Here is a 12,687-nt window from a genome sequence, read left to right on the forward strand (position 1 = left end):
CTTTGATTTGGTATCGGCCGGAAGCTCGCTCCGACCCGGCGGCTGCGTTCTCGTTCATTATCGCGACGGCATTTTGCTGAGAGTTCGAGCTGCAGCAACCAACCTCTATGGCGAGCGGCTGTCTGTCCCGTCAAGCAAGCTTTCGCTCGAAAGCATTCGAGACTTGCTTCGGCTTTCAAGAGAAGTGGTGCTGACGAGCTTGGCGAATCAGCCGACAAATGATTCTTTAGGGCACGGCTCCGAATCAAAATTGGCGAGCTCGCGTGGTTCGCTGGGAGGAGAGCCATGAGGTCGGATCTCGTGACGGGGAGCCACCTGTGTCGCAGAGCCGTAATTTACATTCGGCAGTCCACGCCTCATCAGGTGATGACCAACCAGGAGAGCCTGCGACTGCAGTATGCACTGCGACAGCGAGCCACCGATCTCGGTTGGGATGATACCAATGTTGATGTCGTTGATGCCGACCTTGGATTGAGTGGATCGACAGCAGCGCATCGCGAGGGCTTCAAGGACGTTATCGCTCGCGTCACGTTGGGTGAAATCGGAATCATTCTCTCCTACGAGGTGACGCGTCTCGCGCGCAACTGCTCTGATTGGTACCCGCTACTCGATCTGTGCGGCTACCGGCAATGCCTCATTGCGGATCGCGACGGCGTCTACGATCCTGGCTCAACCAATGGGCGCCTGTTACTCGGCTTAAAGGGCACAATCTCCGAAGTGGAGTTGCACACTCTGCGCGGTCGTCTGACGGCGGGGCTGCGCGCCAAGGCCGAGCGCGGCGAGTTGACGTTACTGTTACCGGCGGGTTTGGAACGTGACGCCAATGGCGTGGCATCGAAGGATCCAAGCAGGGAGGTGCAGCAGCGGATATCACTGGTTTTCACGACGTTTCTGGAGGGAGGCTCCGTAGGCAAGGTAATCCGGTCATTCCGAGATCGTGCGCTCTCCATACCGCGGCGGGACCGGTTCGGCGATATTGCGTGGCGGACACCATCGGCCAGCATGATTTCCGGAATTTTGAGGAATCCGGCCTATGCTGGCGCTTTCGTCTATGGCCGTACCAGGTCCTGCCGCACGACCTATGCAAGTGGTAAACTGAAGACGGCCCGCTGCCCAATGGCAGAGTGGAAGGTAGTAGTAAAGGACCGCTATCCTGCATACATCGATTGGGATGGCTTTGAGCGGATCCAGGCCATGTTGCGCGACAACCATGCCGAATACCAACGCAATCAAACGCGTGGCGTGCCCCGAGAGGGGGCCGCTATCTTGCAGGGCATCACCTGGTGCGGCCGGTGCGGCCACAAGATGTCGATACAATACAAGGGCGGGTCTCGCTACGTCTGCAATGCCCTGTTGAACCACCAAGGCAAGACGCTATGCCAGCATCTTCCCGCCGATCCGATCGACGCACAGGTGGTGGCTGCATTCTTTGCAGCGATCGCTCCCGCTGAGGTGGAGGCCTGGAGGCGTGCGCTCAATGCGCGGCAGCAGACTGACGAAGCGCTTGATCGCGCCGAAGAGCAGCAGGTTGAGCGACTGCGCTATCAGGCGCTCCTGGCCGAACGACAGTATAATCGGGTCGATCCTGACAATCGCCTCATCGCCGCTGAGCTGGAGCGACGATGGGAAAAAGCGTTACGCGAACTCCGGCAGGCTGAAGAGGCGCTGACCACCCGCCGAGCCACGAAGAGCAAATCAGCCATGTTGACCCCAGAGGAGCAGAATGAGTTTCTTGCGCTTGGTCCACACTTGCCTGAGCTCTGGCGGCGGCCTGATGTGAGCCGGGCAGATAAGAAGCAGTTATTACGAACGCTGATTGACAAGGTTGTTCTCCACCGCATCACGCGCGATCGAATCGCGGTCCGGATCGTCTGGTGTGGTGGCGAGATATCCGAATTGGAAGTCGAGCCGAGGGTCCATGCCCTGCATGCTCTAACTCGAGGGACTGAGATGCAAGCACGGATCCTTGAGCTGGCCCGCCAGGGTTTCGATGATGCCGAAATCGCCAACACCTTGACCCAGGAGGGGCACCGCTCACCGCGCCGAAATTATGTTCCAGTACGAACCGTTCAGATCGTGCGGCAGCGCCATCGCGTACTGCAGGACGGCGTCGCAACGCGTGCTCGTCACATTGCTGGCTGGCTGCCGGTGACCGCAATGGCAAAGCGTTTGGGAGTTTCGAGTTCTTGGATCAAGCGACGTATCCGCAGCGGCACCATTGATATCCAGCGCGATCCTTGGGACAAGCGATTCCTCTTTCCTGATACGGAAGCCAGCATTGTCGCATTGCGAGAGCTTAAAACAGGAGCTCGAGATCACCTCGTTTTCGACCCGAGAGCAAACAAATGAAGGTATCAACATGATCGATCGTAGACGCCATCCTCATCGACGATCAGTGTTCCAACGAACCCGCAGAACTCCAGGAGCGTATGCCAATCCCTGCCGTTGCGGGCCAGCCGAGAGGCCTCAATCGAGACCACAGCGCCAACTCGCCCTTCGCAAATGGCGGCGAGCAGCTTCTCGAACCCGGGACGCGCGGTGCCGCCACCAGAGCGACCGAGATCGTCGTCGATTACGACCACCTCGCTCCAGCCCAGCTGCCGCGCACGGTCGGCCAAGCCGTACTGGCGGCGCTGGCTCTCGCGGTTGTTGATAACCTGGTCGGCCGTCGACTGACGAATGTAGACGACGGCCTGGCGAGCAAGGTGCTCAGGCGTGATCTTGCTCACCGCTGTCCTCCCGGTTCACGTCGTGTGCCTCGACTACGCTGTCGGTGAGCGCTTCGGTCAGAAGCTCCTTTAAGAGCTCCAGCATTTGCTGCTGAGCTTCGATTGGAATGCTGCTGTATGTCGGAGGGCTCTCGAACAGATCCCCCTGACGACGTGATGCGTCCGCCATGACCGCCTCCTCGCGAATGGGACGATTCCCTGGAAGAGGAGGCTAAGAGCGCGTCGACAAGAAGACGCGCCTCCAGTAGACGATCCACCGGAAGCCGCGGATCAGCTTTGAGATGGCAGGAAGCGGCGGCGGGAGCCGCCATCCATGCCGGCAGCAGCGTTAACGTGGCGTCAGGTTGTCTGATAACAAAATGCGTCTCACCCCCAAGCCGCTTGCAGGCGACAACGACGACTGACGCTCCGCATCGCGGATGGAACGGATAAAGGATCTCCACCTCAGATCCCAGACACCCGGCATTATGACGCTGGTCCCCCGGGCGGCGGCAAGACCCATCTCGGCGCGGCGATCGGCCTGGCTCTCGTCGAGAACGGTTGGCGCGTTCTCTTCGCCCGCACCACTGATCTGGTGCAACGGCTGCAGGTCGCGCGGCGCGAGCTGGCGCTGGAGTCCGCGATCGCCAAACTCGATCGCTATGACCTCTTGATCCTCGACGACATCACATACGTGAGCAAGGACCAGGCGGAGACCAGCGTACTGTTCGAGCTGATCGCCTCCCGCTACGAGCGTCGTTCGCTGCTGATCACAGCCAATCAGCCATTCGGCGAGTGGGGGCGAATCTTCCCCGACCAAGCGATGACGTTGGCGGCCATCGATCGTTTGGTCCACCACGCCACGATCCTCGAGATGAACGTCGAGAGCTACCGTCGAAAAGTTGCCCTCGATCGCAAGCGCGGTCCAGGCCGGCCGCCGGTTCACGCCACTCCAAACGAACTCGACAAAGCGGTGATTGACGCTGGAAATGCCGCTTGATTGTCGCGCAGCGTCAATCAGGGCTTGCCAAACCCGCAGCCAGCGTCAATCATCACCTGACTCGGCCGCTTTGTCTCATCTTGATTGACGCGCCGTTCTCATCCTGTTTGTCGCGCTATACTCCTTCTTCGCGCCGTCGTGGCGCACCAACCCCGACCAGCTCCGCCGATCGTCCGTTTCTCCACCCGCGCCACTTGGCGTAAAAACCCCGAGTCTCTAACCGCCGCGGGACGAAAACTCAGTGGCAGGTCAGTCCAGTTCTGGAGGGACTCGGAATCAGCCATGCTATGCGCGTGATCTATCCGGTGCTGCAGGAGCTTGGTGTTCCCTTCGGGTTCGGCACGGTTCGACACGAACTCAAAGAGCATATCTCGAGGCTACTCGGCCGGCCGGGGTTGGCGACAATTGTTTCGGGGATTCGCGTGCGGTCCACTCTCCCCGATCTCTATGACAACTTGCCGCCAACTCGCGTCGATGATGCGCTGCTCGTGGTCTTCCCTATCGCGCGATCCATGAGCGAGTGGCCTGCGGGCGCAATGATCGAGCGCAACGGGCCAGAGCTGTGAAAGCGCCAATTGCTCCTCCGAAGCGCACCTTATGTGTGCCAGCGCGTCGCCCACGATAGCAAGCGGCTTGCCTTGATCATCGGCGAAGCCTGCGCAGAGCTTGACGGTGTCTCGGCCGCTCCGGTGCTCACTGAAACCACCCGCAATCTATGATGGCCTCAGCCAGAACGAGCTCGCGCTGGCCTCGATCATGGCAGCGCGCACACTGCTTCGTCATCGAGGTGCATAGCGGGACCGACTACTCCACAGTTGTTGGCTTCGATGACAATCCACTACGTCGCGCGGCTCGGCTCCTTTCTCATGATCCTCGCACAAACTGAGTATGTCGTCGCCGAAGTGGTTGGCCTGAGAGAGTGGGGACGGCCCCGGTGGCGGCGATGGTCAGATGGACAAGGCAAACTCGGCTAAATTCCTGGACGTCGTTCCCGTCGGAATACACCTAGAGGAGGCATTTGAAAGCGCATGTCTTGATCAATCCACAGTACAAATAGATGCAATTTAAACAAACGATTTTACAACACAAGAATACTGAACATTCAGTTAGTCTAGCTAGATCGATAATTGGTCCTTTATGTCGGGAGATTTTCGAATTGATATCCAGGCCTTGCGGGGGCTTGCTGTTTTGCTGGTTGTCCTCTTCCATGCTCGTCTTGGCCCGTTCGCTCGGGGTTATCTTGGCGTGGATATGTTTTTTGTGATTACGGGCTTCCTGATTACCGGTCTCATCAGAACGCAGCTTGAACAAGCACGGTTCAGCTTTCGGGTATTCTACTATCGGCGTGCGAAGCGTCGGTTGCCGGCGGCCTATGTTGTTCTGGCCCTCACGACGATTGCAGCGCCGATCTTCCTAACAGACGTGGGCCTACGAGAGTTCCGAAATCAACTTCTCGGCGCAGGCTGAGCGCCGTCAACTGAATAACTCCAAATGCGACCGGCTGGGAAAGAAGGTGAAGGACGCGATCCTCGTGAATCTCTCATCGGCTTTCGGCGAAACGTTCGATTCGTCAAATGATCTCCAGCGGTTCAGAAAAAAGCTTAAATACACTGAAATGGAAGCAGAGTTATAACGCATGGCGACGCAATCCGAAATTTCCTATCATTATGATGTAGATAACGAGTTCTACGCAGTCTTCCTGGACAAGGATCACATGGCCTATAGCTGTGGCGTCTGGGATGGTGCGCTTGACCTTGAGCATGCGCAAAAAGAAAAGTTGGCCCGAATTGCTTCGTTTGCCCGGGTGAAAGCTTCGGATCGGATCATGGATGTAGGGTGTGGATGGGGTGGCTTGATTCGCTACGCATTGGATGAACTTGGCGCCGCTTCAGCGGTCGGGCTTACTTTAAGCAACGATCAGTTCGCCTATATCTCCGGACGAAGTAGAGAGACCATCCGTGTGGAGCTTCGCTCATGGGCCGACTATCCTGCGCCAATGGAGAAATTTGACGCGGTGATGTCGGTAGGCGCATTTGAGCATTTTGCATCGATGGAAGATCGCGCAGAAAATGTTCATCGCGACATCTATAGGAAGTTCTTTCAGTGGTGCTCGGATATTTCGGTGGACCAGGCCAGCCTTGGCCTGCAGACGATCATCTCCACCCGGCCTCCGCGCGATTTGAGCGAGGTGCGCGATGTACGGTTTCTACTTGAAGATGTGTTCAGGGGTTCGGCGCTTCCGTACATTGATGACGTCTTGGAGGCGAGCAGCGGGATTTACGAGGTCATGGAGCTCCGGCGCATCGGTAAAGACTACTCTAGAACGCTTTCGGAATGGAAAGCTCGCCTCATCAAGAGTCGGGCAAAGGTTATCGATCGATACGGCGAGCCGTTGTTTCATCACTATGAGCGTTATTTCGATTCGTCAGAGCGCGTTTTCAACTCGGGACTTGTAGATCTGCTGCAGGTATCCCTGCGTAAAAAAGCATCGATATCCAACAAGCTGGTTAGGCCGACGAATGGGCGCCGACCATGGCGAGCGAGGCGCGGTGTGGCCCCACAGCTATTCAGGCCCAAGCCATACGAGGTGGTGTCTGAGCCCCTCGTTTCATCCAGCGATGGGGAGAGGCCCGATGCCATCTGCGCCCATAAGGTCTCGGTGGAGTCACCGGGGCGGGGCGCGGAGCCCTCCGCATAGCGCAGCGTCCCGCCCCGTTGCGGCTCAGGATCGCTGCGATTGGCGTGTTAGGTGGGTGTGCGGTTGCCAAGATCACTGTGCGAGTTTAGGCATCTGACGACTCGTTGCGACCTTCGGTCAGGACGCGTTCGAGAGCGGCACGCCTCGATAGAGCATAGCGGATCGCCTCAGCGAGCTTGGAGTTGCCGACAGGCGCCGCAGTTCTCTTTCCCATAAGTCGAGCGAGACGATAGGCATCGACCTTTTCAGGCGCGTTGTCGCTTGCGTTGCGGGATCCTGGGCGCGGATGTCGGCCTCGATTTCCCATAGCTCAGCGATTGTCGTGACGGTCTGCGTCGACTCGCGAGCTTTGGTTGACGTGCAGCTCGTAGAATCGCTTCCTGAGGTGGGCAAAGCGCGCCGCAAGCCTCATCGACGCCCGCTTCGGCCCTTTAATACGGGGTATTGTCAAGTTGCAATTCCTTGTCTCCCCGTAGAGCGACGGTAGTGATCACTCCGTCGGAGCTGGCCGGGATTGGTGCGCCACGACGGCGCGAAGAAGGAGGAAGATCAGTTGACCTAAAACCTTCAAACAGCCTTGCTGTGCAAGAGATGAGGGTAGGCCCCTCGGGCTCGGATTGCAGGATCAGAGTCCAAACCACCACAAGCTGCTTCGACACAACGGTCGAGGTGGTGAGCGTTGTTGGAAAAGGCGGGCGCAAGCCCGTCAGGTAAGCCTCAGGAAGGCGAGCGGAAGCGAACCGCCGATGAAGCATCGAAAACCAGTACAGACGTTGTCGAAACCAAGGGGTCAACCCTTCCTTGGGAGCAAGCCGATCGGGAGCCTGGTTACTGGATGGGTGACGACCGGTGTAGAGGCGGCACGATCCTGATGGCAGGCTCTTACACGGTACGCGTACGACCATGACCGCTGAATTGCGCGTTGTGAATTTTGGCGAACAGGTGAGAAATCGCCTGTATGGACGTGCATACAGTCAATTCTGTCAGTCGGCTTGAGATCGTTGATAGGGGCGGTCGACGTCGGTTCAGCGACGAGGCCAAGCTGAAAATCGTCGCCGAGAGCTATTCATTGCCCCGTTTAGGGTCGGCCACGGCCCGCAAATACGGGATCACGCGCTCGCAGTTGGCTGATTGGCGTAACGCAGCCCGGGCCGGGCGTTTTGGTTCGACTTCGGTTGAAGGATTTGTGCCAGCGGTGATCGTGCCGGAGGTTCCGGCGGCGCCCGCGACGCCGATGACGAGCGCGGCCGGCAGTCGTATGGAGATTGTGGCTTCTAACGGTTGTCGGGTGATTGTGGATAGGGGCGTCGATGTTGACGTGCTGATTCGGATCATGCGTGGTCTGGAGACGCTGCGGTGATATCGCTTCCCTCTGGCCAGAACGTGCGTGTGTGGCTAGCGACGGGCTATACCGACATGCGGTGTGGATTCCCGTCTCTTGCGTTGCGGGTACAGGAGGTGCTCCGAATGAGCCCGATGGAGGGCAATCTCTTCGTCTTCCGCGGTCGCAGTGGTTCGCTTTTGAAGTGCATCTGGCACGATGGCCAGGGCGCATGCCTTTTTACAAAAAGATTGGAACGTGGGAAGTTCATCTGGCCTACCGTTGATGGAGGCGCTGTTCCAATATCGCCGGCGCAGCTGAGTTATCTTCTGTCCGGAATAGATTGGCGTCATCCGCAGGAAACATGGCGCCCGACGCGTGTCGGATAGCATTTTGCGATTGCATATTTGTGCTGATCTGATTCGATGGCTTCGTGACATCGAAAACGGACGATCTTCCCTCTGACCTTGCGAGCGCCCTGGCGGCGTTGCGGGTTGAGCGCGAGGCTCTTCGGGCCGAACGAGAAGCGCGTCAGCAAGCCGAGACGAAGGCTGCGAGTGCGCAGGCCGAAGCAGCCAACGCGCTGGCAAAGCTGTCCGGCAACGAAGCGCTGATTGCACATCTTGAGCTGCGCATCGAGACGCTGAAACGCGAGCTTTATGGGCAGCGCTCCGAGCGCGGGGCGCGACTGATCGACCAGCTGGAACTGCAGCTTGAAGATGTTGTTATGTCGGCGACCGAGGACGAGCTCGCCGCGGCCGCTGCAGCGGCGAAGACGCAGAGCGTACGCGCCTTCACGCGCAAGCGGCCGGTGCGCAAGCCCTGGCCGGACGACATCGAGCGCGAGCGCATCGTCATCGATCCTCCAACGGCCTGCCACTGTTGCGGCGGGTCGCGGCTGTCGAAGCTGGGCGAGGATGCAAACAGGACGCTGGAGGAGATCCCGCGCCGGTTCAAGTTGATCGAGACGGTCCGCGAGAAGTTCACTTGCCGCGATTGCGGGCAGGTCAGCCAGGCACCGGCGCCGTTCCATGCCACGCCGCGCGGCTTCATTGGTCCGCAGCTGCTGGCGACAATCCTGTTCGACAAGTACGGCATGCAGATCCCGCTCAACCGCCAGAGCTCCCGGTTCAAATGCGAGGGCATCGACATGCCGGTGACCACGCTGGCCGACCAGGTCGGCCACGGGACCTTCGCCCTGGCTCCGATCTTCGAGCTGATCGAGAAGCATGTCTTCGCGGCCGAGCGTCTTCACGGCGACGACACCACCATCCGCATCCTGGCGAAGGGCAAGTGCACAACTGGACGCATCTGGGTTTATGTTCGGGATGACAAGCCCTTCGCGGGCACCGCTCCGCCAGCTGCAGTCTATTACGCCTCGAGCGACCGACGGGGTGAACATCCCCAGAAACACCTGGTTGGGTACCAGGGCATCCTTCAGGCTGACTGTTACAGCGGTCTCAATCCGTTGTTCGACGAACGGCGGAAGGACCGACCGCTCACGCCCGCCTTCTGCATGGCCCATGCCCGCAGGGGGTTCTTCGAGCTAGCCGACATCGAGAAGAATGCCCGGGACGGCGGAAAGGGCAAGCCGATCTCCCCGATCGCGCTGGAGGCGGTCAAACGGCTCGACGCCTTGTTCGAGATCGAACGTGGGATCAACGGCAAGACAGCCGCCGAGCGGCGTGCCGTGCGCCAGGAAAAGAGCAAGCCGTTGTTCGACGAACTGCACGCCTGGCTGCTGCGCGAGCGCGAAACCCTCTCGCGTTCTTCCGAGGTCCTGAAGCCAATGAACTACATGCTCAGCCGCTGGGACGACTTCGCCCGCTTCCTCGACGACGGTAGAATCTGCCTGACGAACAATGCCGCAGAAAGAGCGCTGCGCAGCGTGGCTGTGGGCAGGCGCAACTGGACCTTTGCAGGCAGCGAGCGCGGCGCTCAACGTTGCGCCGTCATGCTGACGATGATCACTACCTGCCGTTTGAACGACGTCGATCCCAAAGCATGGCTCGCCGACGTCCTGGCCCGTATCGCTGATCTGCCCGCCTCGCACCTGCACGAACTGCTGCCCTGGGAGTGGAAGCGCCTGCTCGAAGCTAAAAAACAGGCCACTGCCGATCAGCGGGCGGCCTGAACCTCACGCGCGACGATCATAGAGCGGACCGTTTACGAGCGCACGAGCCGATCACGCGGCCCTCCTCGTGTGCATACCTTACACGGAAGTGCGACCAGTGAAGGCTGGTGTGTTCAGCAGGGGGTAAGCCTGCCGGGGCAAAAGTCAGGCGCCCCGTAGTTTGGATAGCAGGGCTGCGGGAAACCAAAGTCCTGAAGCTTATCGACAAGGTCTCCCTTGGGGAGGCTACGAGTCACCGGGCCGTAACAACAGTGAACGCAATGTGGCCTCGAAAAAGAGTGGATCCGAAGGCCGAGCCCGCTTCCATGGGGCGAAGGTGATCACGATCACTGGAATCCGTGATCGCAATCGCCTGGTATCGCTGATCACCATCCCTGGAATACGCGGCCACCGCCGTTCACTCTATGCCGAAATTATCGATTTGCGCGCCGCGGATCGGCATGAACGTGAGGACGGTCGAACGCTGGCTTGCTGCAGGCGGTGAGCCTGAGCACCGGCGGCCACCGGCAGATCTGTCTTCATTGATCCTTTTCGAGATTATCTGGCAAAGCGCTGGGAGGAAGGTGAACGGCGCGGTTTGCAATTGTGGACCGAAATCAAGCTCCGCGGATTTGAAGGCAGCAAAGGGACTGTCTACCGTTGGACTGCCTGCCAGCGAGGCTCATCGACGGCTGGGCCAAATGTGCGTTGGCGACTGCCCTCGCGCCGCAACTGTGCATGGTTCCTGAGCAAAGAGCCTACATCGCTTGACAAGCAGACCGAGCGGTTCCTTCATCATCTCTATGACAATGCGCCGGAGCTTTCGAACGCACGCAAGCTCGCTCGACGGCTCGCGGCATTGATACGGGGCAACGATGACGCGGGTCTAGATCAATGGATCGAGGATGCATCGAGGAGCGAACTGGCCTCGCTTGCGCAAGGCGTCGGTCGCGACATTGAAGCTGTCCGCGCAGCCATCAACCAACCCTGGAGCACCAGCCCGGTCGAGGGACAGATCAACCGTCTCAAGACGATCAAGCGCCAGATGTATGGGCGTTCAGGATATGCACTGCTCAAAAACAGGCTGCTGGCAGCCGCCTGACAATGCACAATGCGCTCGATGAAAAGCAAAAGGGACCTGCACCAAATATGCGGAAGAACCCCAGGTTGCCGCGCTCTTCCGACCCAGATCGCCGCGCGCAAGCGACACCAACGTTTGGCAATTTGCCGTCTTGCCAAGCGACGATGCATATTGGGCTGCGACACCGACCGAGCGTTCGCCCTTCTTCGGCACCGCGGTATCATCGATTCCCAGCAGTGCATTATCGCCGCCGACGAGGCGGTCGGCTCAAGGGGGCATCACCCATCAGTCGTTCCTGTAATGCCGGCCGATCGACGACGAGGTTGTCGAGATGTCGCAGGGCTGGCCGCTGGCTTTGGGCCAATCGCCCAACCAGCGCCCGCGTGCCGTCCACGACAAAGACGCCGCAATCATAGCCGTTCTGCTGCTGGGCCATGCCGGCTGCCTCCCGACGAGCACTCAGCCGTTGTGCGAGCATTTCTGCAAGCTCGTCGTTTTGTCCCTGGTTAGAGTCATAGTGATAGGCAACTGGACTTGCCCGCTCGCGACGGTCAACGAGCAGCAGCGACCAGTGGGTGCCGCGGCGAGCAGGATCCGAAGCACTGGCGTCGCTCACTGGCATGAACAGGAAGTCGGCTGTATCGTCACCATCCACATTTACAATGCGCTGGAAGGCGGCGAGCATCACGCTCGCCGACCCTAGGCGCAGTTGATAGTGGGCGATGAGGGGATCGACGAGCCGCGTCCGGGCGGCAAGGTCCGGATTGTTCTGCTGCAAGTCCTGCATCAGCAGTTCGTAGTCCCGCAGGATATGCTGGTCGCCCAGCCATTCCCTAGCGTCGAGCACCCGCCCGCTGCGGTCGGGGGACGGCGCTTTCAACGCATCGAAGGTTGTGCTCGGAAACGCCGACACATCATGAGCATCATCTCGCAGCTCCTGCGGAGTGGATGGCAAATCGACGGGATAGCCAACACCGCGGAAGAAGTCTGACGACGGATGCGCTGAGGGCTGGCCCGCCCACCCGGTAAGCGCCGCCCATCCAGCTTCGGCTGGACCGTAACTGACCATCTGCGACCCGACAGGTTGATCCGACTGCGACGACGGTCCCGACCAGGGACCATCCCACCCGGCGGGTGCCTGCCCTCCGGCTTGGTCCGCCTCGTGCCAAAGCTGCTCCTGATTGTAACTGACCACCTGCGACCCGACAGGCTGATCCGACTGCGACAACGGCCCCGACCAGGGGCCGTCCCACCCCGTAGGCGCCTGCCCTCCGGCTTGGTCCGCCTCGTGCCAAAGCTGCTCCTGGTCGTAACTGACCATCTGCGACCCGGCAGTTTGATCCGATTGCAACGACGGTCCTGACCAAGAACCGTCCCACCCGGCCGTGGCCCGCGATCCGGCTTGCTCCACATCCCGCCAAAGCTGCTCCTGATCGTAATCGGCAAATTGCGCCCCCGCGGGGACCTGCCCTTGTTCCGCCGGGGACACCCCGAGCGCCGCGTGAGGGTCCCCCCATTGTCCCCTGAACTCCGGGATATCGTCGGCTTCTGACCGTGGAGCGGTTAGAAGCCGAGAATCGATCGAGTCCCTGTTCTCTGTTGGGCGCCCGCTGGAACGGGCCACATCATCGGTAACATGCCCGCCTTCCCCGGAGGGGCGACGACCTCGGGGCCCGAGATCAGGTAAAATTTTGGGCTCACGATACTCACGAAGGGCTACCAACGCCGTCTTCATCGTCCAGCTATTCGGGAATGACTTATTGACG

Annotated in this window: 9 protein-coding genes and 5 pseudogenes; 10 read left to right on the top strand and 4 right to left on the bottom strand. The window is 59.6% G+C overall.

Annotation, left to right across the window (positions count from 1 at the left end; genetic code table 11):
- Positions 1 to 285: 285 nt before the first annotated feature.
- Complete coding sequence (locus NLN62_RS48815) at positions 286 to 2,349, top strand: recombinase family protein (protein ID WP_256575945.1); 2,064 nt, start codon at positions 286 to 288, stop codon at positions 2,347 to 2,349.
- Between the two features lie 17 nt (positions 2,350 to 2,366).
- Here NLN62_RS48815 and NLN62_RS48820 read toward each other — a convergent pair.
- Positions 2,367 to 2,729 (bottom strand): annotated as a pseudogene (locus NLN62_RS48820) (recombinase family protein); the annotation flags it as partial.
- Complete coding sequence (locus tag NLN62_RS48825) at positions 2,710 to 2,898, bottom strand: hypothetical protein (RefSeq protein ID WP_254113972.1); 189 nt, start codon at positions 2,896 to 2,898, stop codon at positions 2,710 to 2,712. The gene NLN62_RS48825 and the pseudogene NLN62_RS48820, both read right to left, overlap by 20 nt.
- A 306-nt stretch (positions 2,899 to 3,204) precedes the next feature.
- Here NLN62_RS48825 and NLN62_RS48830 point away from each other — a divergent pair.
- From NLN62_RS48830 to NLN62_RS48870, 9 genes and pseudogenes are all read left to right on the top strand, one after another.
- A pseudogene (locus NLN62_RS48830) lies at positions 3,205 to 3,708 on the top strand (ATP-binding protein); the annotation flags it as partial.
- 242 nt (positions 3,709 to 3,950) lie between these two features.
- A pseudogene (locus NLN62_RS48835) lies at positions 3,951 to 4,274 on the top strand (acyltransferase); the annotation flags it as partial.
- Between the two features lie 152 nt (positions 4,275 to 4,426).
- Positions 4,427 to 4,710: pseudogene (locus NLN62_RS48840) on the top strand (hypothetical protein); the annotation flags it as partial.
- 135 nt (positions 4,711 to 4,845) lie between these two features.
- Positions 4,846 to 5,175 (top strand): acyltransferase, encoded by a 330-nt coding sequence (locus tag NLN62_RS48845; protein ID WP_254113973.1) that lies wholly within the window; start codon positions 4,846 to 4,848, stop codon positions 5,173 to 5,175.
- A gap of 169 nt (positions 5,176 to 5,344) precedes the next feature.
- Positions 5,345 to 6,406: a cyclopropane-fatty-acyl-phospholipid synthase family protein gene (locus tag NLN62_RS48850; protein ID WP_254113974.1), complete on the top strand. Its 1,062-nt coding sequence runs from the start codon at positions 5,345 to 5,347 to the stop codon at positions 6,404 to 6,406.
- Between the two features lie 958 nt (positions 6,407 to 7,364).
- A complete protein-coding gene (locus NLN62_RS48855; RefSeq protein WP_254106358.1) occupies positions 7,365 to 7,766 on the top strand; it encodes a transposase in 402 nt (133 codons plus the stop codon).
- A 29-nt stretch (positions 7,767 to 7,795) separates the two neighbouring features.
- Positions 7,796 to 8,116: an IS66 family insertion sequence element accessory protein TnpB gene (tnpB, locus tag NLN62_RS48860; protein WP_371930196.1), complete on the top strand. Its 321-nt coding sequence runs from the start codon at positions 7,796 to 7,798 to the stop codon at positions 8,114 to 8,116.
- A gap of 44 nt (positions 8,117 to 8,160) precedes the next feature.
- Positions 8,161 to 9,861: an IS66 family transposase gene (locus tag NLN62_RS48865; protein WP_254113975.1), complete on the top strand. Its 1,701-nt coding sequence runs from the start codon at positions 8,161 to 8,163 to the stop codon at positions 9,859 to 9,861.
- Positions 9,862 to 10,444: 583 nt separating this feature from the next.
- Positions 10,445 to 10,942 (top strand): transposase, encoded by a 498-nt coding sequence (locus NLN62_RS48870; RefSeq protein WP_254113976.1) that lies wholly within the window; start codon positions 10,445 to 10,447, stop codon positions 10,940 to 10,942.
- A gap of 84 nt (positions 10,943 to 11,026) precedes the next feature.
- Here the strand turns inward: NLN62_RS48870 and NLN62_RS48875 are convergent.
- A pseudogene (locus NLN62_RS48875) lies at positions 11,027 to 11,188 on the bottom strand (transposase); the annotation flags it as partial.
- The gene (locus NLN62_RS53790; RefSeq protein ID WP_371933159.1) at positions 11,163 to 12,656 is read right to left on the bottom strand and encodes a Ulp1 family isopeptidase; all 1,494 of its coding nucleotides are present in this window, start codon (positions 12,654 to 12,656) and stop codon (positions 11,163 to 11,165) included. The gene NLN62_RS53790 and the pseudogene NLN62_RS48875, both read right to left, overlap by 26 nt.
- Positions 12,657 to 12,687: the final 31 nt, after the last annotated feature.

Source organism: Bradyrhizobium sp. CCGUVB23 (assembly GCF_024199885.1).
Lineage (GTDB): Bacteria > Pseudomonadota > Alphaproteobacteria > Rhizobiales > Xanthobacteraceae > Bradyrhizobium.

Excerpts from the sequence above, each read along its gene's own strand:
- NLN62_RS48815 (WP_256575945.1), top strand. The coding sequence starts at position 286 with ATGAGGTCGGATCTCGTGACGGGGAGCCACCTGTGTCGCAGAGCCGTA.
- NLN62_RS48825 (WP_254113972.1), bottom strand. The coding sequence starts at position 2,898 with ATGGCGGACGCATCACGTCGTCAGGGGGATCTGTTCGAGAGCCCTCCG.
- NLN62_RS48845 (WP_254113973.1), top strand. The coding sequence starts at position 4,846 with ATGTCGGGAGATTTTCGAATTGATATCCAGGCCTTGCGGGGGCTTGCT.
- NLN62_RS48850 (WP_254113974.1), top strand. The coding sequence starts at position 5,345 with ATGGCGACGCAATCCGAAATTTCCTATCATTATGATGTAGATAACGAG.
- NLN62_RS48855 (WP_254106358.1), top strand. The coding sequence starts at position 7,365 with ATGGACGTGCATACAGTCAATTCTGTCAGTCGGCTTGAGATCGTTGAT.
- NLN62_RS53790 (WP_371933159.1), bottom strand. The coding sequence starts at position 12,656 with ATGAAGACGGCGTTGGTAGCCCTTCGTGAGTATCGTGAGCCCAAAATT.